This window comes from Starkeya sp. ORNL1, from assembly GCF_012971745.1.
Taxonomy (GTDB): Bacteria; Pseudomonadota; Alphaproteobacteria; order Rhizobiales; family Xanthobacteraceae; genus Ancylobacter.
On the sequence record NZ_CP048834.1, the window covers coordinates 3,998,168 to 4,020,483 of the forward strand.

The 22,316-nt window shown below is 67.7% G+C and carries 22 protein-coding genes and 1 pseudogene; 15 read left to right on the forward strand and 8 right to left on the reverse strand.

Going from position 1 to position 22,316, the window contains the following annotated elements; genetic code table 11:
- Positions 1-6 precede the first annotated feature (6 nt).
- The 7 genes from G3545_RS19035 to sctU are packed head-to-tail and all read left to right on the forward strand — an operon-like array spanning position 7 to position 5,210.
- Entirely contained in the window at positions 7-486 is a 480-nt protein-coding gene (locus G3545_RS19035; RefSeq protein ID WP_170014834.1) for a YscO family type III secretion system apparatus protein, read from the forward strand.
- A complete protein-coding gene (locus G3545_RS19040; protein ID WP_170014835.1) occupies positions 483-1,235 on the forward strand; it encodes a hypothetical protein in 753 nt (250 codons plus the stop codon). The genes G3545_RS19035 and G3545_RS19040 overlap by 4 nt, the downstream gene beginning before the upstream one ends.
- On the forward strand, positions 1,232-2,263 hold the full coding sequence (locus tag G3545_RS19045) for a FliM/FliN family flagellar motor switch protein (RefSeq protein ID WP_170014836.1): 1,032 nt from the start codon (positions 1,232-1,234) through the stop codon (positions 2,261-2,263). The genes G3545_RS19040 and G3545_RS19045 overlap by 4 nt, the downstream gene beginning before the upstream one ends.
- Before the next feature lie 25 nt (positions 2,264-2,288).
- Positions 2,289-2,930, forward strand: a complete 642-nt coding sequence (gene sctR / locus G3545_RS19050) for a type III secretion system export apparatus subunit SctR (protein ID WP_170014837.1) — start codon at positions 2,289-2,291, stop codon at positions 2,928-2,930.
- 9 nt (positions 2,931-2,939) lie between these two features.
- Positions 2,940-3,206: a type III secretion system export apparatus subunit SctS gene (sctS, locus tag G3545_RS19055; RefSeq protein WP_170014838.1), complete on the forward strand. Its 267-nt coding sequence runs from the start codon at positions 2,940-2,942 to the stop codon at positions 3,204-3,206.
- Between the two features lie 16 nt (positions 3,207-3,222).
- Positions 3,223-4,080: a type III secretion system export apparatus subunit SctT gene (sctT, locus tag G3545_RS19060; RefSeq protein ID WP_170014839.1), complete on the forward strand. Its 858-nt coding sequence runs from the start codon at positions 3,223-3,225 to the stop codon at positions 4,078-4,080.
- Entirely contained in the window at positions 4,080-5,210 is a 1,131-nt protein-coding gene (gene sctU, locus G3545_RS19065; RefSeq protein WP_170014840.1) for a type III secretion system export apparatus subunit SctU, read from the forward strand. The genes sctT and sctU overlap by 1 nt, the downstream gene beginning before the upstream one ends.
- 206 nt (positions 5,211-5,416) lie before the next feature.
- Here the strand turns inward: sctU and G3545_RS19070 are convergent, their stop codons facing one another.
- Complete coding sequence (locus tag G3545_RS19070; RefSeq protein ID WP_170014841.1) at positions 5,417-7,690, reverse strand: hypothetical protein; 2,274 nt, start codon at positions 7,688-7,690, stop codon at positions 5,417-5,419.
- 423 nt (positions 7,691-8,113) lie between these two features.
- Here G3545_RS19070 and G3545_RS19075 point away from each other — a divergent pair, with 423 nt between their 5' ends.
- The 7 genes from G3545_RS19075 (at position 8,114) to G3545_RS19105 (ending at position 12,661) form a co-directional block, all read left to right on the forward strand.
- Positions 8,114-8,902, forward strand: a complete 789-nt coding sequence (locus G3545_RS19075; RefSeq protein WP_170014842.1) for a Crp/Fnr family transcriptional regulator — start codon at positions 8,114-8,116, stop codon at positions 8,900-8,902.
- Positions 8,903-8,946: 44 nt separating this feature from the next.
- Positions 8,947-9,168 (forward strand): hypothetical protein, encoded by a 222-nt coding sequence (locus G3545_RS19080; protein WP_170014843.1) that lies wholly within the window; start codon positions 8,947-8,949, stop codon positions 9,166-9,168.
- Position 9,169: 1 nt separating this feature from the next.
- Entirely contained in the window at positions 9,170-9,475 is a 306-nt protein-coding gene (locus tag G3545_RS19085) for an EscF/YscF/HrpA family type III secretion system needle major subunit (protein WP_170014844.1), read from the forward strand.
- Between the two features lie 147 nt (positions 9,476-9,622).
- Entirely contained in the window at positions 9,623-10,843 is a 1,221-nt protein-coding gene (locus G3545_RS19090; RefSeq protein WP_170014845.1) for an HrpJ domain-containing protein, read from the forward strand.
- Entirely contained in the window at positions 10,843-11,220 is a 378-nt protein-coding gene (locus tag G3545_RS19095; protein ID WP_170014846.1) for a CesT family type III secretion system chaperone, read from the forward strand. Before G3545_RS19090 ends, G3545_RS19095 begins: the two co-directional genes overlap by 1 nt.
- A gap of 222 nt (positions 11,221-11,442) precedes the next feature.
- A complete protein-coding gene (locus G3545_RS19100) occupies positions 11,443-11,784 on the forward strand; it encodes a hypothetical protein (protein WP_170014847.1) in 342 nt (113 codons plus the stop codon).
- Positions 11,785-12,106: 322 nt separating this feature from the next.
- Positions 12,107-12,661: an invasion associated locus B family protein gene (locus tag G3545_RS19105; protein WP_170014848.1), complete on the forward strand. Its 555-nt coding sequence runs from the start codon at positions 12,107-12,109 to the stop codon at positions 12,659-12,661.
- 30 nt (positions 12,662-12,691) lie between these two features.
- Here G3545_RS19105 and G3545_RS19110 read toward each other — a convergent pair whose 3' ends face one another.
- The 7 genes and pseudogenes from G3545_RS19110 to ligD form a co-directional block, all read right to left on the reverse strand.
- Positions 12,692-13,357 carry a nitroreductase gene (locus G3545_RS19110; protein ID WP_170014849.1) on the reverse strand — a complete coding sequence of 222 codons (666 nt, stop codon included), beginning with the start codon at positions 13,355-13,357 and terminating at the stop codon, positions 12,692-12,694.
- A gap of 315 nt (positions 13,358-13,672) precedes the next feature.
- The gene (uraD, locus tag G3545_RS19115) at positions 13,673-14,557 is read right to left on the reverse strand and encodes a 2-oxo-4-hydroxy-4-carboxy-5-ureidoimidazoline decarboxylase (RefSeq protein ID WP_170014850.1); all 885 of its coding nucleotides are present in this window, start codon (positions 14,555-14,557) and stop codon (positions 13,673-13,675) included.
- A 4-nt stretch (positions 14,558-14,561) separates the two neighbouring features.
- On the reverse strand, positions 14,562-15,896 hold the full coding sequence (gene guaD / locus G3545_RS19120) for a guanine deaminase (RefSeq protein WP_170014851.1): 1,335 nt from the start codon (positions 15,894-15,896) through the stop codon (positions 14,562-14,564).
- Positions 15,893-18,595, reverse strand: coding sequence for a molybdopterin cofactor-binding domain-containing protein (locus tag G3545_RS19125; protein ID WP_170014852.1), 2,703 nt, complete (start codon positions 18,593-18,595; stop codon positions 15,893-15,895). The genes guaD and G3545_RS19125 overlap by 4 nt, the downstream gene beginning before the upstream one ends.
- The gene (locus G3545_RS19130) at positions 18,592-19,413 is read right to left on the reverse strand and encodes an FAD binding domain-containing protein (RefSeq protein ID WP_170014853.1); all 822 of its coding nucleotides are present in this window, start codon (positions 19,411-19,413) and stop codon (positions 18,592-18,594) included. Before G3545_RS19130 ends, G3545_RS19125 begins: the two co-directional genes overlap by 4 nt.
- A gap of 15 nt (positions 19,414-19,428) precedes the next feature.
- Positions 19,429-20,268: a factor-independent urate hydroxylase gene (gene pucL, locus G3545_RS19135; protein WP_170014854.1), complete on the reverse strand. Its 840-nt coding sequence runs from the start codon at positions 20,266-20,268 to the stop codon at positions 19,429-19,431.
- Between the two features lie 221 nt (positions 20,269-20,489).
- Positions 20,490-21,332 (reverse strand): annotated as a pseudogene (gene ligD / locus G3545_RS19140) (non-homologous end-joining DNA ligase); the annotation flags it as partial.
- Between the two features lie 183 nt (positions 21,333-21,515).
- On the opposite strand from ligD, the gene G3545_RS19145 reads away from it, so the two are divergent.
- Positions 21,516-22,295, forward strand: coding sequence for an SDR family oxidoreductase (locus tag G3545_RS19145; RefSeq protein WP_170014856.1), 780 nt, complete (start codon positions 21,516-21,518; stop codon positions 22,293-22,295).
- Positions 22,296-22,316 lie beyond the last annotated feature (21 nt).

Consider the following 22,316-nt stretch of genomic DNA (forward strand, 5'->3'; position numbering starts at 1 on the left):
CACGCGATGATCGGCCAGATCAAGGTGCTGCTCCGCATCAAGCAGCTGCGCGAGGAGCAGGCGTTCCGTGCGCTCCAGGCCAAGCGTGGCCAGGTGGCAGAGGCGCAGCAGCGCCTTGTCCGCGCCCGCGAGGTGGTGGCGGAGAGCGCAGCGAGCCTGCCGGCCCGCGAGGACGCCATCTATGCCGAGCTGCTCGGCAAGGTGGTCGAGCCCGACGCCTTCGACGAGGCCCGCGCCAAGGTGGTCGAGCTGGAGAAGGCCCACGCCCGCCTGAAGGACGAGGTGGAGCGCGCGGCCCATGTGCTGAGCCGGCTGGAGGAAGAGCTCCAGGCCGCGATCCGCGCGCACAACCTCGCGCTCAAGGCGCGCGACAAATACAACATCATCACCGACGAGCTGGTGCGCGAGGCGTTGGCGATCGTCGATGCCAAGGAAGAGGTCGAGATCGAGGACCTGTTCTCCCGCGGCAAGAAGGTGCCGGCATGACGCGCATCGGACCGCACAATCCCGGACAGGCGAGCGCGGGCGCGCTGCAGAACGGTGCCCCCTCCTTCGATCCCGGCCGCCTGCCGGCGCGCGAGCGCCGGCAGCACGAGGACGGCCTCGGCTCCGGCATCGGCCATCAGCTCGGCCAGGACCATCACGGTGCGCTGCGCGACGGTGCCTCGCGGCATGGCACGCCGCCGCACAGCCAGGGCGCCTTCGAGGAAAGCCTGCGCCGCGCGCTCAGCGAGAGCGGGCAGGAGGCCGAGCGCGGCCGGGCCGGCGCGCGGGACCGCGACACCGACGACGAGGCGACGGGTGTCGATCCCGGTCAGCTGCGCCTGCTGGCGCAGGTCGAACGGCCAAGTGGCTTCGCGCTGATGCCGCAGCCGGCCGCGCCGGCGCCGGCTCCCAGCGAGGCCGCGGCCCGGGTCGAGGCGCTGGCCGTGCGCGTCGAGCAGGCGGTGCGCGCCGAGACGGCGCTGGCGCCCGGCCAGCCGATCGCGCTGCGGCTCGATCTCGGCGACATGGTGCCGGGGCTTTCCGCCCTCACCGTGGAGATGACGGCCGACGGCATCGACGTCACGCTCACGCGCTCGACCGGTCCGGCTTCCGAGGAACTGGTGCGCGCGGCGCAGATGCTGGCGGAGCGGCTGCAAGCGCGCTTCGCCCGCCGCCAAGTCCGGGTGTTCGACGTACGGGTGCTCGACGCCCCGGCAGCGCCGCGTGAACCTTCGGGGGATGCCGCGTGAGGGTCGAACCGTTCGTACCGCCGCAGCTCTGGACCACGCCCGGCCGCGAGGCGCTGTGGAATGCCATGCTCAGCCATTCCGGCGCGCCGTTGCCGCTCGCCGCGCGCGGCACGGCGGCGATGTTCGTGCCGACAGAGCCGCCGGCGCCGCAGAGCTGGGCGATCTCGCTGCTGCCGGAGCGGGCGCCGCATCTGGTGGTCGTGGTCGACAGCTTCCCGTTCCGCGCGCTGTTCGGAGCCGAGCTGACCGCGAGCGCGGTCCCTGACCTGCCGCCGGCGCTGCATGTCGCACTGGTCGAGGGCATGGTGGCGGCGGTGCGCAATGTACTGCCGCCCGGCCTGATCGGCGAGGTGCAGGTGCTCGGCTTCGGCTCCGCCGGCGAGCTTGCCGGGCGCACCGAGCCGGCCGGGCTCGCATGGTTCGCGGTGAGCGTCGCCGGCATTGCGCAGGAGCCGGTGGAGCTGCGGGTCGGCTGCGCCCGCGACGCGCTGCTCGCCGCCCTGTTGGCGCTGGAGCCGCAGGCCCGGACCGCATGGAGCGGCCTCGCCAGGCGTCTGACAGAGACCGGGCATTTCACCCTTGGTGCGCTGACGCTGAGCCGGGCCGAACTTGCTTCCCTCGTTCCCGGGGCGCTGGCGGTCTTCCCGCCGGCTCCCGCGGACACCGCAACGCTGCGCACTGGCGCTGCGCTCTACCGCTTCGCCCGTACCGAGGGCGGCTGGCAGTGCCGCGCCCGTGAGCCCGCCCGGCAGAACCGCACCCGACTTCAAGGATCGGCCATGAGCACCGACGACAGCCGCCCGCCGCTCCTCATCGATGTCGATTTCGATCTCGGCAGCGTCACCGTGCCGATCGGCGAGATCGAGAGCTGGCAACCCGGCGCGGTGGTGCCGCTGGCCCCGCCGGCGCCGACCCGCGGGCTGGAGGTGACGATCCGCATCAATGGCCAGGTGGTGGGCAGCGGCGATCTCGTCACCATCGACGAGCGGCCGGCGGTGCGCATTTCGCGCCTCGCGCTCGGCGCCTGAGACGAGAGGCCAGCCGGAGCCGCCGATGGTCGATCCGTTAAACCTGATCCTGGTGCTGGCGATCGCGGCCCTGATGCCTTTCCTCGCCGTGGTCGCCACCGCCTACACCAAGCTCTCGGTGGTGTTCCTGCTGGTGCGCAATGCGCTCGGCGTGCAGCAGATCCCGCCGAACATGGCGCTGAACGCGCTCGCCATCATCCTCTCCGGCTACATCATGGCGCCGGTGGCGGTGCAGACCTATGACATCCTCTCCACCGGCCAATACACCTTCACCACCGCCGACGGCATGCGCCAGGCCTATGAGGCCGGCCGCGGGCCGCTCGCCGGCTTCCTCAACCGGCATGCCGGCGAACGCGAGAAGCTGTTCTTCATCGAGGCGGCGAAGACGCTGTGGCCGAAGGAGATGGCCGACAAGCTCGACCATGAGAGCATCGCCGTGGTGCTGCCGGCCTTCACGGTGACGCAGCTGCGCGAGGCATTCGAGATCGGCTTCCTGCTCTATCTCCCATTCATCGCCATCGACCTCATTGTCTCCAACATCCTGCTCGCCATGGGCATGATGATGGTTAGCCCGCTAACAATATCGCTGCCCTTCAAGCTGTTCCTGTTCGTCATGATCGACGGCTGGTCGCGGCTGATCCTCGGGCTGGTCAAGACCTATATGTGAGGACGCGCCATGACCCCCGAGACCGCACTGCACGCCATCACCGAATCCATGATGCTGGTGATGCTGCTCTCGCTGCCGCCGATCCTGGTCGCTTCGGTGGTCGGCATCGGCATCAGCCTGTTGCAGGCGCTGACCCAGGTGCAGGAACAGACCGTCTCCTTCGCCATCAAGCTGATCGCGGTGGCCGCGACCATCGCCGCCATGTCCAGCCTGCTCGGCAGCGAGATGATGAACTACACGCTGCGCCTGTTCGACGATTTCCCGAGCATGACCTGACGCGCGCGGGGCCGGGATGAACGAGCTGCGCGAGACCATCCTGTTCTTCTTCCGGACGTTCGACCGGGAGTTCATCGCGCTGTTCCTCACCATTCCGCGGATCTATGCGTTCCTGGAGACGGCACAGCTGCTGAACTCCTCGGCGGTGCCGCGGCTGACCCGGACGGTGGCGATCCTCTCGCTCGCCATCGCCGCGGTGCCGATCAACATGGTGCACGCCGAAGCCTTCGACCGCTCGGTCGCCTCGATCGCCCTGCTGGTGGTGAAGGAGGGCGTGATCGGCTTCGTGCTGGGCTATCTGGTCGGCTGGATCTTCTGGGCGGTGCAATCGGCCGGCGCGCTGATCGACAACCAGCGCGGCGCCGCCATCGCCGCCTCGATCGACCCGATGCAGGGGCAGGAGACCTCGCCGCTCGGCATCCTGTTCTCGCAGGCCTTCTTCGCCTATGTCTACGCCGCCGGCGTCATATTGCCGGTGCTCGGGCTGCTCTATCAGTCCTATGCGATCTGGCCGGCGACCGTCGTCATGCCCGCCATCGCGCCGAACTTCCCGGAACTGGTGCTCGGCTTCACCGACCAGGCGATGCGCCTCGTCCTGGTGCTGGCCGGGCCGATCGTCGCGGTGATGTTCCTCGCCGAATTCGCCCTCGCCATCGTCAGCCGCTTCGCGCCGCAGGTGCAGGTCTTCATTCTGGCCATGCCGATCAAGAGCGGCCTCGCCATCTTCATGCTGATCTTCTATTTCTCGGTGTTGCTGCCGCACGCGGCCGACCAGATGCTGTTCGTCACCGATGTCATCGGTCGGCTGCGCTCCGTGGTCGATCCCGGCGGACCGCTGCTGCTGCCGAACGGCATCATCCAGGGCAATCCCTGATGAGCGGCCAGTCCTCCGGCGAGAAGACCGAACAACCCACCCCGAAGAAGGTGCGCGACGCCCGTCAGAAAGGGCAGGTGGCGCGCAGCCAGGAGGTGGTCACGACGATCTCGCTGTTCGCGGTGATCGCCTATCTCTGGGCGTCCTTCAACCTGCTGGTCGACAAGATGGTCGTGCTGTTCGGCCAGGCGGCGCAGCTCTCGGTGATGGGCGACTTCCGCACCAGCGCGGCCGCCGGCATCTTCATCACCGCCAAGGACGTGGCGCTGGTGCTGCTGCCGGTGATCGGCATCACCGTCATCGCTGGCATCGCGGCGAACTATTTCCAGTTCGGCAGCGTGTTCTCCTTCGAGAGCATCATGCCGAAGCTGGAGAAGATCAGCCCCGGCGCCGGCTTCAAGCGGCTGTTCTCGATGAAGAGCCTCATTGAACTCTTGAAGTCGGTGTTGAAGATCATCTTCCTCTCGGTGCTGCTCTATTATGTGATACGCGGCGCGCTCGGCGGCTTCCTGACCTCGGTGGCCTGCGGCATGCCCTGCCTCACCCGGATCACCGGCATCGCCATCACCGACGTGCTGCTCTATTCGCTGCTCGCCTTCCTCATCGTGGCGGCGGCCGACTTCGCCTATCAGCGCTACAGCTTCACCAAGAGCCTGATGATGACGAAGGACGAGGTGCACCGCGAATACAAGGAGAGCGAAGGCGATCCGCACATCAAGGGCCATCGCCGCCAGCTCGCCCAGGAACTCGCCATGGGCGACGGCCCGCAGGCGGCGCGCTCGGGCAGCGCGCTGGTGGTGAACCCGACCCATTTCGCCGTGGTGCTGAGCTACAAGCCCGAGGAGCGCCCGCTGCCCATCGTCACCGCCAAGGGCCGCAATCTGCAGGCCTACCGGCTGCGCGAGGCGGCCGAGGAGGCGGGCGTGCCGATCTTCCGCAACGTGCTGCTGGCGCGTGCGCTATTCGCCGATGCCGAGATCAATGCGCCGGTGCCGGACGAGTTCTTCGACGCGGTGGCCGAGGTGCTGGCCTGGGTGACCAAGAACCAGGCGCTGCTCTATGGTGGACGGCTGGACCATGGCGTGATCGACATGGATGCCGGGGATCATCGGGTGGCGCGGGGGGATTGAGGGGAGGCGTGGTGGGCGTGAGGCTCGTCGCGCTTCGGGAGGGACCACGTCATCCTGAGGTGCGAGCGCAGCGAGCCTCGAAGGATGGCCGTCCCCGATGGCGGCCTCCTGTTTCAGCATCCTTCGAGGCCCGGCTGACGCCGGGCACCTCAGGATGACGTGGTTCCAGCTTCCGTACCGAAGTGTTCGGCGGCCAACTCGCAGACCTACTGCGCCAGCCAGCCGATGGTCGGGCCGAAGATCACCGCCGACCAGCCGTCGCGCGACTGCACGATGGCGCCGAGCTCGCCGACGGCGGCTAGCCGGCTCTCGGTGTCGGGCGCCGCGCCCTCATACATGCGCGCGCCGGTGCGGGTCTGCACGAAGCGCTCATTGGTGGCGTCGGCGCCGACAATGTCGAGCGCGTAGGGCTTCAGGTCACGCACGATGTAATGCACGAAGTCCGGATTGTGCCTGACCTCATTGAGATAGACCGATTGCCGGCCGACCTGCGCGCTGGTCGGGTTCCTCGAAGCGCAGGCGGCGACCCGCTTGGGATCGAGCGCCGCCTGCAGCAGCAGCGGCTGCAATTCGGCATCGAACGAGACCAGCGACACGCTGTCGGAGACGCTCAGGAGGTCGAGCCAGAAGATGGCGGCGGTGACGTTGGAGGCCTTCACCCGCGCGCCCGGCCAGCACTCCGCCGGATCGGTAACGCCGGCGCCCCTCGGTGCGAACAGCGGACTGTAGCGCGCTCGCAGCGTGGCCTTCTCGCCCTCCGACACGCCGGCGGCGGCCGCGATGTGGCCCTGCTCCAGCGCGTTGAGCGAGGCGTCGAGCTGGCGCTCGTCGCCGTCCCGGGTGAGCTTCTTGCCGGCCCAGCGCAGCAGCAGGCTGCGCGCCAGATCGTCGATCTTGCCACCGGCGAGATCGGTCGAGACCACGGGCACATTGACTGGCGCGGTCACGCCCTGGCCGACCACGCGCGGGCCGCCCGCCGCCGGCGGCGTAGTGGCGACCCCGGCGGCGCTGGCCGGCGCGCCCGGGGGTGCCGCGCCGGCGGGTGGGCTGCCGGGAGCCGTCGCCGCGGCGGCTGGTGTCGCCAGCAGGCTCGACAGGTCGACGCGCGGCCCCCCGGGAGCAGCGTTCCCGGTAGCCGGCGCCGGGCCGCCCGGCCGTCCCCCTATCGGTCGGCCGGTGGGACCGGTCGCCGCGGCTGCCGCGGCGGCGCCGGGCGAGGTCGCGCCTTCCTGCGGCTGGTTCACGAAGACATCGCTCAGCTTGAACGTGCCCTGGCGCAGGGTCTCCACATTGAGCGGGCGGCCGTCGGTCGCGTTCTCGCCGATGACGATGGCCGGGCCGTTCGGCGCCGGCGTCTCGCCCGAGGCCTGCGCGACGCCCTGGAGCTGGACGAAGGAGCGCAGCGGGATTTCCTTGGCGAGCCGCGTCGCATAGGCCTGGAGGAAGCCGACCCAGGGATCGATCTTGTAGACCGGGATGGTGCCGTTGGCCTCGATCAGGTTGCCGTCGAGGCGCAGCATGACGAACGGGTCGATCTGCGATTGCTGGCCGAGCCGCCTGGCATCGGCGAGCAGCGTATCGGCGGTGCGGATGTTCGACACCACCTTGGCAACGCCGAGCACATTGTCGCGCACCAGCGCCTCGACCGTGCTCGCCCGGGTGCTGTCGAGCAAGGTGCCGTCGAGTGTGACGGTGCCGTCGGGCGCGAGCGCGAAGTTGATGGTCACCTTCTGCGATTCGATCAGCCGCGCGATCTCCTCGCGCATCGCCGCCAGCACCCAGATGCGCATGCGCACCGGGACGCCGGTGGCCTCGATCGCGCCGGTCACGGCGCGGCGCTCGACCGGGCTCTCGACATAGCCGGTGAGATAGATGGTGCCGTCGACCTCGCGGCGGAGCTGAAGATTGCGGGCGAAGCCGAGCGGGGCGAGCGCGCTCTGGGCGATCTCCATCTCGGTGCGGCCGTCGACCGGGGTGCTCTTCGGCGCTATCGCCGGGCCGAACAGGAAATAGAGCACGCCGACGAGGCCGAGCAACGCGGCCGCGGCGATCGGCGCGGCATAGGGGCGGACCCGTTCGGGGATCAGCGGCGCCGATGGCCGGCGGGGCGGCGGTGGCGGGCGGCCATTGGCGTCATCCTCGGTGATCGAGGCCCAGTTGGCGCCGGGCGGGCCGAGCGCGAAGCGCGTGGTGCCGGCGACCAGCACGTCGAGCGGCTGCACCTCCTGCCAGTCGCCGGCCTCCGGCAGCACCAGCCCGGCCGAGCTGCGCAGCGTGCCGGCGGCGCCATGGATCTCGATCTTGCCCGGGCCGACGCGCAGGCGCGCATGGCCGGCTTTCAGCGCGACATCGATGAGCTGGATATCGTCGGCGCCGGAGCCGAGGCTGTATTCGCCGGGAACCAGCGATACCTCGACACCGGCCTGCACGCCGTTCAGAATCTTGAGGACGGTGTTCGTCGAAGCCGCCGTGTCGCTCAATCCCCGCCTCCCCGGAACCCGCCCGCCCGCGGCGTTGCCTTTGGCAGCGGCCGGCCTTCCCTATGGCCGCGGTGCGCCGCAGCGGTTCCGTCGGGTGCTATTAAGCACATTCCGTTGTGACCGGGCTAGATATCGCTCATCCCGTCAATGTATCGTTTTCGCTTCTTTTATCCAAAGTTAGAAATCATTCTACGATACTAGCAATATCGTCGCGTGTTTGGCCTTTCACTTGCATCTATATTGACAGAGTTGCATGCCGCTGACAGGTTTTTGCGGACCGGGAAAGAAGAAGGCTTGCGGGGGCGGCCGGTTCTATGCGCGAAAGCGCGGCATCTCCTTGTCCCGCAATCCGTCGTTCTTCGCGCTCCGTGACCGGATGCGTCCGCGGGCGCGTCGCGATTCGCGTGCAACAGGGATGAGCTCTTGACGCCGAACGCCACGCTGCCTTCGACGCTTGCCGGCGCCGGCTTGCTCGAGCCGCCGGCCGGTCTGCCCGGCGCGGCGCGCGGGGAGCCCTCGGCGTTCCTCGATTCGCGCGAATTCGCCGGCATCAGCGCCGCGGCGCGGCTGTCGCTGGCGCAGGCGCTGAGCCGGCGCACCTGCGGGCCCAACGAGTTCATCTATCTGCAGGACGACGACGCCGACTATCTCTATTTCGTCCGCTCCGGCCATGTGCGCCTGTCCTATCTGCTGGAGGACGGCTCGCCGATCCTGTTCGGCATCCTGCCGCCCGGCGAGAGCTTCGGCGAGGTCGGGGTGTTCGAGGCCGGCACGCATTGCGACATGGCGACGGCGATTGGCAACGTCACCATCGCCAGCATCCCGGCGCGCACCTTCCGCGCGCTCGGCCAGCGCTACCCGGAGCTGGAGGCGGCGCTCGGCCGCGTGGTGGCGCGGCGCTATCGCGCCTATGTTGGCCTGACCCGCAGCCTCGGCCTCAAGACCTTGCAGGCGCGGCTCTCCCAGACCCTGCTCCGGCTCGCCGACGGGCTTGGCACCCGCACCACCCATCGCGGCCGCGAGGTGCCCTATATCGGCGCCTTCGTCACCCAGACCGACCTCGGCCTGATGGCGCGCGGCGCCCGCGGCAACGTCAATCGCGCCATCAAGACCTGGGAGCGCGCCGGCTGGCTGGTGATCCAGGATCGCTGCATCCTCATCGTCAACCGGCCGCAGCTCGAGGCGCTCGCCATCGAGGAGGGATTACGGTGACGTTTGGCACAGCGGGCGCCCCCGCGCCTGCGCTAGATTTCGGCATGACCGATCTGGAAGAGGGCCTGCGCGGCGCATCTGGTGCCGAGCTCAAGGCCGGCATTCTCGGCCGGCTCGATGCCTTGAAGGAGCAGCTGGCGGCGCTGGAGAAGTCCGGCCTGCCGCCCGACGCCTTCAGGCGCAATGAAGCCGCCGTGCGTGCGATTGCGGCGGCACGGGCCGTCGCGAGCGCCTTCCCCGTTTCCGGCACGACCCAAGGAGAGTGACATGCCCGGTACTTCCTCGATCTACGCGCCGACCGTCCCGGAATCCCCGCCGACCGACTGGACCGGCAACTACACCAACAAGGACGGCTTCGACCTGATCTGGCGCCAGAAGTATCTCCAGGAGCAGATGGGCCAGATCGAGGACGACATCCGCGCCATCGAGCAGAACGCCAACCTCTCCGACACCGAGAAGATGTTCTCGATGCAGATGGCGATGAACAGCTGGTCGGCGATCAGCAATCTGCGCACCAACATGCTGAAGAGCGTGTCGGATACGCTGAAGACCATCGCACGCAACGTCGCCTGATCGGCCGGGGCGCACTGCGCCTCATTGCCGTGCCCGGAAAATACCGGAAAGCTGGTCCGTCACCGGAGCGGCCGGCTTTCTGCGTGTTGAGACATCTTACCTAACGGCAATCGTTGGTTCGACGAACAGAGCTGTACGGAGCCCAAAATGGCGGTGCCGACCGAGGTCGTGCGGCAGAACATCGCCGCTTTCAACGTCATCTCCCCGGTTGGCGCGGAGGTGATGCAGGAAGCGCGCGGTGCCTATCGCGGCGAGGAAGTGGTCGCTTCCTCGGAGAGCTCGAAGCTGGCCGACGCCGCCGAGGAGCTCGGCATGTCGGTGGCGCACCGCGCCGACAAGCGTACGCTGGCGCAGCACGAGGTGCGCCAGGGCTCCGGCGCCAATCTCGAGGCATTGGCCCGCATCGCCGATTATTACGACAAGCTTCCCGATATGCCGCGGGAGGTGCAGCTCAAGGCGCTGGTCGATCAGCTCGAGAGCTTCCAGCAATTGATGGAGAAAGCGGGCTCCGGCGGCGGCGGGCCGACCAAGGAAGACATCCTCGCCGCGCTGCGCGATTTCGACGGCGACGTCACCCATCAGTATGCCGCGCTCGACCTGGCGCGAGATTATTTCGCGGCGGCGGGCGCCCCGAGCGAATTCCAGCTGCTGCTCGACGAGGCGCGCGGCGAATTCGAGAAGACCGACATCGCCCGTGACGTACGCGCCGGCTTCGCCGCCGCCGAGGTCGCGGCGAAGGCCGCAGCGACGCTGGAGACCGATCCGGCCACGGTGCGCGACACCTATCGCGCCATGCTGCGCGAGACCATGAATATGGGCCAGTTGTTCGACGCGCTCGGCAAGTTCGACATGATGAAGAGCTTCACCGAGACGGTGGCGACCTTCATGGAGGCGGCCGGGCGCGATCTTGCCGGCACCACTTCGTCCACCGATCCCGGCTTCCTGCACGGTCTGCTCACCGAATTGTCCAAGCTGAAGAAGCTGCAGAGCGTGATGGACGGCACCACGCAGCTGGTGCGCACCACCGAGCGCCTGCTGCCGAAGGACGAGCGCGGACAGATCGATGTGCGCGAGACCGCGAGCCGGCTGTTGAACTTCGCCGCGCAGTCGGCGGTCGGCCTCGCCGATGCGCGGGCGCTGCTCGGCAAGCTGCAGACAGCCGAACCCGCCAGTCAGCTCGCCTTCGCCACCGGCCTGCACGGCCTGCACGGCGAGATACCGGACGACGTCATGCCCTCGATGCAGGCCCGCCTCCAGCAGAACGCGACCTTGCGCTCGCTGCTCGACCGTCTCGTCGGCGACGAGGAGGCAGCCTTCGACAAGCAGCAGAATGGCGGCACGCCGAAGCGCGATACGGGAGGCAACTGATGGCCGAATTCGCCGCCGGCGCGCAAATGGTGGTCGATGCCTTCGCCGCCAGTCTCGGCCTGCCCTCAAAACCGGCGCGCGACGGCAGCTACAGCTTCGCCTTCCGGCAATCCGGCGTGCTGACACTGACGCCGGGTTCCGACGGCCGCGCGCTGATCAGCCTCGCCCGTAAACCGGCGCGGCCCGACCGCACGGCGGAACTGAAGGCGCTGGCGGCGGCGCGGCGCGATCCCACCACCAACCGCTTCCTGCATGCCGGCCTCGCCACCGACGGCAGCCTGGTCTTCACCATCGGGCTGGAGGCCGGCGCGTTCGACGTACCCACGCTGGACGCCTGCTTCCACCAGCTCGTCGCGGTGCACGCCAGCGTGGCTTAGACACGGCACATCAAACATCTCAACGAATTTGGAGCGCCGTTTCAACGGATTCGCCGCGAAGCTACAGTTTTCTACCGTCCGTTGCGGAACGTCGATGGCAGCCGTATGTCACGCAGAGCGTCCTGCGTCGGTTCGGGCCATCAGGCTTTGTTTGAGGTTGGTGTTCGGATGGTTTTAAAAACGGCGGTTCTGCTCGGGCTTTTGCTCGCGAGCGGCGGATGCATGTACACGCCGGAAGGCAAGCCGCCGCAAGATATCTGGCTGATCGACGCGCCGATCGACGAAGCCGCCAGCTGCATCGTAAGTGGTATGGATGCAGCGATGATCAACAAGATCAACAGATCCAACGATGTAAAACATCAGGTCAAGGTTATTGTGGCTGGTAGCCTCTATGAGGTCACTGCGGCGGAGGGTCCTCCCAATCGGTATATGGTGCAATTGATCAAGGTTAGCGACTCAACCACGAAGGTACTTCTGCAGTCCCCGCCGGGGTGGGGGCGCTTGCTCAGTGTCGCGGCCGAGCGTTGCGGTGACGCGCGAAAGTTTATTCGCTACGGCTCATAGCCTCGACAAGGCGCGCCTCCGATCCGCCGAAAGATAAGGTCTGGCTGTTCCGGAATGGCGCACCGGTCAAACAAGCCCGAGTTCGCCGGTCCATATCCGGCCTGGCGCTCAGCCGGCGATCATCGGGATCACGGTTCAGGGCCGAGCCGTTCGTCATTGGGGGCATGTCGCTCGTGCGGAGCGTTCTTGTTGTGGAAGCCGGGATCGATATGGACGTGACCGAAGTGACGGCGCCCGGAGTGTCATACGGTGGACAATTCGGTGACGGCATGATCGACCAGAGCGTTCACGGCAGCGTCACAGTCAGGTTTTGAGCGGAAGAATGTCCAACAGGTCCCTTGCGTGGCTGTACGCCGCGCTGATCGGCGTCGTCGTCTCCGGTGCCTTTGCCGCCACCGCCACCGCCCAGGAGGCCCCGAGCCTGCCCGGCGGGGCCAGTTCGCTCCGCGAAAACCATGGCGACTGGATCGTCACCTGCCGGATCGACGCCCAGGCCGGAAAGAGCGTTAAGCTCTGTGCCCTTGCCCAGGAGCAGGCCGACAGCCGCACCCGCCAGCGGGTGCTGGCGCTGGAGTTGCAGCCTTCGGCGACGGGGGCGCAGGGCACGCTGGTGCTGCCCTTCGGCCTCGCGCTCGATGCCGGCGTCACGCTCCAGGTCGATGACGGCACCGCGACGCCGGTGCAGCGCTTCCGCACCTGCCTGCCGGCGGGCTGCATCGTGCCGATCACCTTCGATGCCAGGGGGCTGGCGCTGCTGCGCAAGGGCACCGCGCTGCGCATCAAGGCGACGGCCGACGGCGGCAAGGAAGCGCCGTTCAGCATCTCGCTGAAGGGTTTCCCGAGCGCCTTCGACCGCGCCGCCGCGCTCGCCAAATAGCCGCTCAGGCGGCAGGGCGCAGATCTGGGATCAACCCTCGACGAAGGTGACGGTCTCGTTGAGCGGCGCCCGGCCGGTGCGTTTGTAAGGCTCTGTGACATCCTCGTATCCGATCGACATCCCACAGAAGAGGATGAGCCCTTCGGGCGGCGACAGGACCTCGGCGACGGTCTTGCGATACACAGACCACGCCATCTGCGGGCAGCTGTGCAATCCTTCACTGCGCAGCAGCAGCATGACGGTCTGCAGATACATGCCGACGTCGGCCCATTGGGGCGCACCGAGGTCGCGGTCGATGTAGCAGAACAGGGCGGCAGGCGCGCCGAAGCAATCCCAGTTCGCGGAGGCGGCCCTCTGGCGTGCCTCCCAGTCGTCGCTCGTAATGCCGAGTGCGCTATAGCGTTCATGGCCGAAGGCGGAGCGGCGATCGCGGTAGGGGGACTCCAGTTCGGGTGGGTACATTTCGTACTCCCGCTCGTCCCACGGGGTGCGTGCCGCCACACGCTCGCCCGCGCGTTTCTTGAGCTCGGCCAGCGGCGCGCCTGTCACCACATAGGTGTTCCATGGCTGGAGGTTCGATCCGGACGGCGACCAGGCCGCAGCGGACAGCACGCGCTCCAGCATTTCCTTCGATATATCTCGGTCGGTGAATCCGCGTACCGCCCGCCGGCTCGTAACCGCCTCGTATACATCCATGTTCGCTTACCTTCTGGTTGCTGAGGTCCAGAGCAAGCCCCACCGCAGGAGTGGTACCAAATTCGAGATGAGCCGACCCAGTCTGCGCGGTGTCTGCCCGCACACGACATTTGGCTAGGAGACGTCATACCGACGTCGAGCATATCTGGATGAAGGGCGTGGCTACTTGAGGTGGGCAAAGCGTTCCGCCCGACTAGAGCCCTTTCCGTTCGGATGGAAACATCCGAACGACAGATGAGTGCTCTAGATCAATAAGCTGGAGCAACTCCTCTTCGATCAGATGATTCCATCTGATCGGAAAATGCTCTAGCCCGTTCAGCTGCCGCGATAGGTGGAGAAGCCCCAGGGCGTGACCAGCAGCGGCACGTGATAGTGGCCTTCGGGCTCGCTGATGCCGAAGCGCAGCGGCACCTCCCCGAGGAAGGGCTGGCCCGGCAGATCGAGCCCGCGACGGGAGAAATACTCGCCGACCTGGAACACCAGCTCATAGACGCCGATGCGCAGCGGCGCGCCACTGAGGAGCGGGACGTCAGTGCGGCCATCCGCATTGGTCACTGCTTCCGCGAGCCTGGCGCGGCCGGAGCGGCCGACTTCATAGAGCGCGATCGCGACGCCCTCAGCCGGGCCGCCGCGGTGGGTGTCGAGCACATGAGTGGAGAGCCGGCCGAACACCGGCGGCAAGCCGGGGCCGTCGACCCGCTCAACAAGGCGCAGGCGGGTTATGTAGCCGATCTCGTCGAGCGCGGTGGCCAGTTCGGCCGCGGGATCATTGCCGAGCCGGCGCTCGAAGGTGTCGAGCACCGCGTCGCGCGTCATGCGGCGCACGCAGACCACGAAGGGAAAGCCGAAGCGCTGCTGGTAGGCGGCGTTCAGCCGTTCGAAGCGGTCATATTCCTCGTGCGACAGCCGGTCGAGGCCGAGCCCGGCCTGTTCGGAGACCGAGGCCGGCGCCATATCGCCAGCGCGCGCCGCCTTGCCGGCAAGGTCGGGATGGTTGCGCACGAAGGCGATCTGCTCGTCTGCCGTCTGTGCACGGACCGCGCCCATCAGCGCCTCGTGCAAGGCGGCGACGGTGGGATAGGGCCGATGTGGCGCAGCGGCCTCAGCTACCCACGGCGCGTGCTCGTAGATGCCGTCGAGCGCCAGCACGAAATCGGCGTCGAAGGCGGCGTTCAGCTCGTCGAGGGTTACGGGCGCCATGGCCTCATCCTTCAGCATAGCGGAACGGATCGCCGCTGCGCTCGCGATCATAGACGGTTTCGCCGGCGACATAGGTGGCACGCACCGCTCGATCGTCGCCGAGCACCATCAGCATGAAGAGCTGCTCGATGATGTCGCGGCAATAGCCGTTGCGGAACGCCATAAGCGGCGTCGCTTTGGGGTCGAGCACCACGAGGTCGGCCTCATAGCCCGGCGCCAGCCGGCCGAGCCGTTCGTCGAGATGCAGCGAACGGGCGCCGCCCAGCGTCGCCAGATAGAAGGCCTGCACCGCGTTCAGCTTGTGCCCGGCCATAGCGGCGACCTTGTAGGCGGCGTTCAGCGTCTGCAATTGCGAGAGGCTGGTGCCGCCGCCGACATCGGTGCCGAGCCCGACCCGCACCGGGCGCACCGGGTCGGCCGCCTCGAACAGCTTGAACAGCCCGCTGCCGAGGAAGAGGTTCGAGGTCGGGCAATGCGCCAGCGCCGCGCCGGCCTGGTGGCAAGTGCAGAAATCATGCTCGTGCAAATGGATGCCGTGCCCGAACATCGAGCGCGCGCCCACCAGCCCGGTATGCGCATAGACATCGAGATAGGAGGCGCGTTCCGGGAACAGCTCGTGCACCCAGGCGATCTCGTCGAGGTTCTCGCACAGGTGGGTCTGCAGATAGACGCCGTCATGCGCCCTCAACAGCGCACCGGCGGCGTCCAGCTGGGCCTGCGTGCTGGTCGGGGCGAAGCGCGGGGTGACGCAATAGAGCTGGCGGCCCGTGCCGTGCCAGCGGCGGATCAAGGCGTCGCTCTCATCATAGCCGCGCTCGGCGGTGTCGAGCAGCGCGGCCGGCGCATTACGGTCCATCAGCACCTTGCCGGCGATCATGCGCGTATTGTAGCGCACGGACTCGGCGAAGAACGCCTCGACCGATTGCGGATGCACGGTGCAATAGACCATCGCCGTGGTGGTGCCGGCGCGCAGCAATTCGCGCAGGAACAGCTTCGCCACCGCGTCCGCATGCGCGGCATCGGCGAAGTGCTGCTCGGCGGGAAAAGTGTAGCGCTCCAGCCATTCCAGCAGCTGGCTGCCATAGGCGCCGATCACTTCGAGCTGCGGATAATGCACATGGGCGTCGATGAAGCCCGGCATCATCAGGCCATCCGGATATTCCACCAGATCGGCGCCGGCCGGCAGGGTTGGCGCCAGCTCGGCATACGGGCCGAAGGCGGCGATGGTGCCGTCCTCGACCAACACCAGTGCATCCTCGTGATAAACGAGGCAGTCGGCTACGCTCTTCTCGAACGGATTGTCCTTCAGGGTGACGGCAGCAGCGCGGATCGCCTTCATGTTCGCTCGCTCTGCTCCTCGATGACGGCGCGATAGAGCGTGTCGGCCTTGAACGGCGTCGCGGTGCAGCGCACGCCGGTGGCGTCGAAGATGGCATTGGCCAGCGCCGCCGCGACCGGATTGAACGGGCTCTCGCTCATGGATTTCGCCCCCAGCGGCCCCAGCCTGTCCGACGTGTCGGCGAAGAATACGTCGGTGCGCGGCACGTCGGCGAAGGCCGGGATGTGGTAGCCGCGAAAGGTCGGGTTGGTGATGCGGCCCTCGCCATCTTCCAGCATCGCTTCATGGAGCGCGGCGCCGATGGCCTGGGCAACGCCGCCCTCGATCTGGCCGCGGCACTGCATCGGATTGATCACCGTGCCGGCGTCGGCGGCGTGGATGCTGCGCAATATGCGGATCTCGCCATAACGGCGATGCACCGCGACCTCAAACCCCTGCACATTGAAGGCGACCGAGCGCGGCGTGCCGTCGGCGACGCCTTCCGTGCTGAGCGGCGCGAGATCCGCCAGAGCGATGCGGCGATCGCCGGCGGCGATATGTCCGTCTTCCAGTCGGCAGGCCGCGGTCACGACGCCGAGCCGTGCGGCGGCGGCTTCCCGTATCGCTTCCGACAGCGCCGCTGCCGCCCGGCGCGTCGCCTCGCCGGCGACCACCGTGCCGGTGCTGCCATAGGCGCCAGTATCAAAGCCGCCGTTTGCGGTGTCGGACTGGCGGATGCGGATGCGCCCCGATGTCGTGCCGAGTATCGTGGCGGCGATCTGCGCATGCACCGTGGTGGTGCCGTTGCCGAACTCGGCGGTGCCGACGGAAAGCTCGAAGCCGCCATCCGCCATCAGCGCGATGCGGCTCTCGGCGCGATGGCCGCGCGGCGGCACGGTATCGAGCATGGCGGCGGCGACACCGCGACCGACCAGCCAATCGTCATCGAGGCCGTGCGCCACGTCCTGCGCCAGCTCACGCTCGACAATGTCGAGGCACTGGTCGAGGCCGTAGCTGCCGAACTCGACATCGTGCGGCGCGCTGTCGAGCGCCACCAGCGGATCGGCCGGCGTCACCACATTCTTGCGGCGCAGGGCGAACGGGTCGATGCGGAGCGCATGCGCCAATTCGTCCATCGCCGATTCCACAGCGAAATTGGTCTGGCTCAGCCCATAGCCGCGAAACGCACCGCTCGGCAGCGTGTTGGTATAGGATGCATAGCCGTCTATCTTCTTATTCGCGCAGCGATAGAGCGCGACACTTTCATTGCTGCTGTGGAACATCACCCCGGCGCTGTGATTGCCATAGGCGCCCGCGTTCGAGATCACGCGTATCTGGATGGCCGTCAGCGTGCCATCGCGCTTCGCCCCGAGCTTCACCGTGACCCGCATCGGGTGCCGGCTGGTCGAGGCCATGAACTGCTCCTGCCGCGTATATTCCAGCTTCACCGGACGGCCGAGCTTCAGTACAGCCAGCGCCACGATGTCCTCGGTGAGCATTTCCTGCTTGCCGCCGAAGCCGCCGCCGACCCGTTCGGTGAAGACCCGCACGCTCTCGCGTGGCCGCGCATAGAGCGTCGCCAGCGCGTCGCGGGTCAGGAACGGCACTTGCGAGGAGGTGCGCAGGGTGAGCACCTCGCCGTCCATCCAGCCAATCGAGCCATGGGTCTCCAGATGGGCGTGCTGGACCCGCTGCGTCGCATAGGTGCCCTCGTGGATGAGGTCGGCCTCGGAGAAGCCGGCATCGACGTCGCCGACATGGCCGTGCATCTCGGCGACGATGTTGCGCGCGGCATTGGCGATGCGCGAGGCGGCCGGCTTGTCGTGGATCACCGGCGCGCCCGGCGCCATCGCCTCCTCCGGATCGAACACCGCAGGCAGCAGCTCGTACTCAACCTTGATGAGGTCGCGCCCGGCTTCCGCCGCCGCCTCGCTCACCGCCACCACGGCAGCGATACGCTGGCCGACATGGCGCACCACATCGTCCAGTACGCGGGTGTCGTCGGTGTCGTCGGTCGCGTGATGGTGGCGGGCGGACGAATAGAGCACCGCCGGCGCGTCCTCATGCGTCAGCACCGCGACGACGCCGGGCACCGCCAGCGCCGCGCTGGTATCGATGCCGACGATCCGCGCCGAGGCGTGAGGCGAGCGCAGCAGCTTCATGTGCAGCAGGCCGTCGAGCACGCCACTAGGGGCGACATCCATGGTGTAGCGCACCTGGCCGGTGACGATGGCGGGGCCGGCCGGCGCCGGCAGATTGCGGCCGACCCCGTCGCCGGCCGCATCCGCCTCTACATGGGGCACGCCGCCGATCGCATCTTCGATTGCGCGGTAGCCGGTGCAGCGGCATAGATTCCCCTTGAGCGCAGCGGGCAGGTCGCGGAGCTGGCCCTGGTCGAGCGCCGCTGCGGTCATCACCATGCCGGCGGTGCAGAAGCCGCACTGGAAGCCCTGCGCGTCGAGGAAGGCGGTCTGCATCGGGTGGAGCGTGCCGGCTCCCAACCCCTCTATGGTGGTCACCGGCTTGTCCTCGGCCTTGAAGGCCGGGACCAGGCAGCTATGCACCGGCCGTCCGTCGAGATGCACGGTGCAGGCGCCGCAATCGCCGGCGTCGCATCCCTTCTTGACGCCGAGCCAGCCGAGATCACGCAGGAAGCTGCGCAGGCACTGGCCGGGCCGCGGCGTGGCGTCGAACGTCGTGCCGTTGACGAGGAAGCTCACGCCCGTGCCTCCGCCAGCTCGGTCCTGATCTCCTCGGCGAAAATGAAGGTCATGTGCCGGCGCCAGTCCGGCCGGCCGTGCATGTCGTCATAATAGAGCGCATCCGGGATCTCGGCCGCCAGCCGGCCCGCCAACGTCGCCGCATCCGGCATGCCGGCGAAGGCGAGGCGCACCGGGCGGCGGGTCGAGGCCGTCACCGTCAGCGCCATCTCGGCGCCTGCGAGCGTGCCGATCAGCAGCACGCCGGAGCGTCCGATCGGCGAGAGCGAGGCGCGGCGAAAGGCAAAGCGGCGGGTGAGCGCCTCGCGCGGCAGATGGATGGCGCGCAGCACCTCGCCGGGGGCGAGCGCATTGTGCTGCGGCCCGCGCACGAAATCGACCACCGGCAGGCGGCGCTCGCCACCATCCGGCGTCCAGATCTCGCACACGCCCTCGAGCGCGGCGGCGAGCGAGATCATCGGTCCGGCCGGCAGGCCCATGCACAGATTGCCGCCGACGGTGGCGGTGTTCCAGATCTTGAAGGAGGCGAGGAAGGCGCGGCAGGCGAGGCCGATCAGCGGCGCCGCGGTCCATGCGTCTTGGGCCTCGAAGGCGTCGAGTTCGGCGACAGTGCAGGTTGCGGCGATGGCCAGCCCGTCGGCGTCGGCGTGCAGCGCTTGCCAGCCGAGCGCCGTCAGGTCGATCAGCCGCTTCAATTGCGGTTGCGGCTCGGAGAACAGCCAGGTGCCGCCCGCCAGGAATGCGTCGCCGCCGGCAAAGCCGGCGAGATCCGCGCGCTGACGCGGCCGGGCGACGGCTTCTATGCTGTTGAGGTCCATGCCGCCTGACGCGCCTCAGCCCCGCGCCACCGTACACTCGATCTGGCCATGCGGCTCGTCGGTGGGGACGAATACCTGTCCGTCGAACGATCGGCCGAACGGGGTCAGATCGATCGGCAGATAGTGCTTGTTCGGGCAGGCGAGCGAAATCTCGGCAATCTCCGGCACTGCGGCGAGCACCGCCTCGCCCATCAGATACAGGGTGTTCTGCACGCCGGGGCTATAGGTCGTGGCGAACACCTTCAGCGCGGCATCGAACACCTTGGCGTTGGCGTCAGCATAAGAGGCCGGCACCGAGGACCACCGCCACGAGGCGTCCATGGCGGTGGCGAACATGCGATCGGCGGTCGGCTTCAAGGTGGTGACCTCGTCCATCCAGTAATTCTCCCAGCCGGACTGCGTGGTCTTCATGAAGGTGAAGCCCTCGATGCCGGAGCTGAGGGTGGATCCGGTGCGCGTCGCGCTGAGCTTCACGAACGGCCGGCCATTGGCGTCGAGCGTGAAGCTGTGGGCATGTGGCGCCCCGTCCACCGCAAGCCGCGCCCATCTGGTCTCGCTGGCGAAGATGTCGACCTTCTCGACATGGGCATAATGGTCGAGAAAATAGGCAGCGAGCTTGCCCGCATAGTCCTCATTCTCGGCGCCGACATGGTCGCGGGCGACGATATTGACGATGTTCTTGATGGAGTCGGTGGCGATCACCGAGGCATTGTCACCTTCAGTGTAGGAGGCCTCGAACGCACCCGTGAGCATCGTCTGTACGGTGAGCTCGCGCACCTCGTGCCGCTCGCCATCCCGCTTCACCCGCATGATGCGCACGCGGCCTTTGCCGTAGGTGTTCTGGATCAGCGGCATCTGGCACTCCCCGCGGCGCTCGAATCCGGTCCGGCATTGCCGGTGTGAAATCATTGGCATGCAGGAATTGGTCCGGCCAGTCCCTCACATGCGCCTGCCTCCAAACGACCTCATCCTGAGGTGCCGCGAAGCGGCCTCGAAGGATGCCCGTCCCCGATGAACGTCTCCTGCATTAGCATCCTTCGAGGCTCGCTGCGCTCACACCTCAGGATGACGTGGCTTTACGAACGCAGCGGCGCGGCGGCCTTGCGGAAGTCGGCCCATGGATCGGCGGCCTGAAGGCGCTTGGCGATGTTCGCCACGGTGAAGACACTTGCCCTGCCCAGGCCGTCGAGCTCGTCCCAGGCCACCGGAGTCGCCACCGCGGCGCCGGGGCGGGCGCGGGTGGAATAGGGTGCGACGGCGGTGGCGCCGCGCGCATTGCGCAGATAGTCGACGAAGATGTGATCGTCGCGCTTTGCCTTCGCCGCCTGGGCGACGATGCGCTCCGGTGCGTCCGCCGCCATGCTCTCCGCCAGAGCGTGGGCGAAGTCCTTCACCTCGTCCCAACCTGCCTTCGGCGCCACCGGTGCCACCACATGCAGTCCCTTGCCCCCGGAGGTCTTGACGAACGCAGGGAGCTTCGCTGCCTCCAGCCGCGCCCTCACCTCGCGGGCGGCGGAGACCATGCCGTCCCAGCCGACCCCGGCGCCGGGGTCGAGATCGAAGATCATCTGGTCCGGCGTCTCCAGCGTCTTGAGCGGTGCTCCCCAGGGGTGGATCTCCAGTGCGCCGGCCTGCGCCAGCGCGATCAGTCCGTCGAGATCATCGATGATGAGGAAGGGTTCGGCCGCATTGTCTCCCGGGTCCGGCACCTGCCGGATCGCCTTGTTGATGCCGCGCCAGGCATGCTTCTGGAAGAAGCAGGCATGGGAGATGCCATCCGGGCAGCGCAGCAAAGCGAGCGGGCGCCCCACCACATGCGGCGCGATGCGCGGCCAGACCAAAGCGTAATGGTCGGCGAGCTGCTGCTTGGTGACGCCATCCTCTGGCCAATAGAGCCGGTCGGGATGGGTGAGCTTGATCCCGCCGCCCGACGTGACGTCTGTTTCGGCTTGCTTGCTTTTCGGCACGGTCATCTCCCGGCTGAAGTCGCGGCGTCTAGCCTCGCGCGAACCGCCTAAGGCGTCCAGAGCGTGCAAATCGGGTAGAAAGCCCGGACCACCGGGGGCAATAGATAGGTTCTGCTTTCCTGGAGATATGCCCGCATGGTTGCCAGCTCCCGCCCGCTCTTCGCGCTCCAAGGCCGCGTCGCCCTCATCACCGGTGCTGGGCGCGGGCTCGGCTATGAGATGGCGAAGGCGCTTGCGCGTGCTGGTGCGGCAGTTGTGATCAATGGCCGCGATGCCGGGAGGCTGGAGGCCGCAGTTACCTCATTGCGCCGCGAGACCGAGGCCGAGGTGGATGCCATGGCCTTCGATGTCGCCGACTACCCAGCCGCCCAGGCGGCGCTGGCGGCTATCGTCGCCCGATACGGGCGGCTCGACATTCTCGTCAACAATGTCGGCGCGCGGGACCGCCGGCCGCTCGATGCCTTCACGCCCGAGGAGGTGCAGCAGCTCATCGCCACCGACCTGATCGCGCCGGCGCTGCTGGCGCGTGAAGCGGCAGCGATCATGAAGCGGCAGGGCCATGGCCGGTTGATCTTCATGACCTCGATCGTCGGCCATGTCGCGAACCGCGGCGACTCTGTCTACACGGCGGCAAAAGGTGGAGTGACCGGGCTTATGCGCGCTTTGGCGGTGGATCATGCGCGCGAGGGCATCACCAGCAACGCCATCGCTCCCGGCATGTTCGCCACCGAGACGAATGCCCATCTGGTGACCGATGCTGATTTCTCGCGCTTCGTCGATGTACGGGTGCCGATCGGCCGCTGGGGCAAGCCGGAGGAGATCGGCGCTGCCGCAGTGTTCCTGGCCTCCGACGAGGCGTCGTTCGTCAATGGCCATGTGCTGACGGTGGATGGCGGTCAGACTGTGCGGATGTAGGCATCCCGCGTGGGGATTATG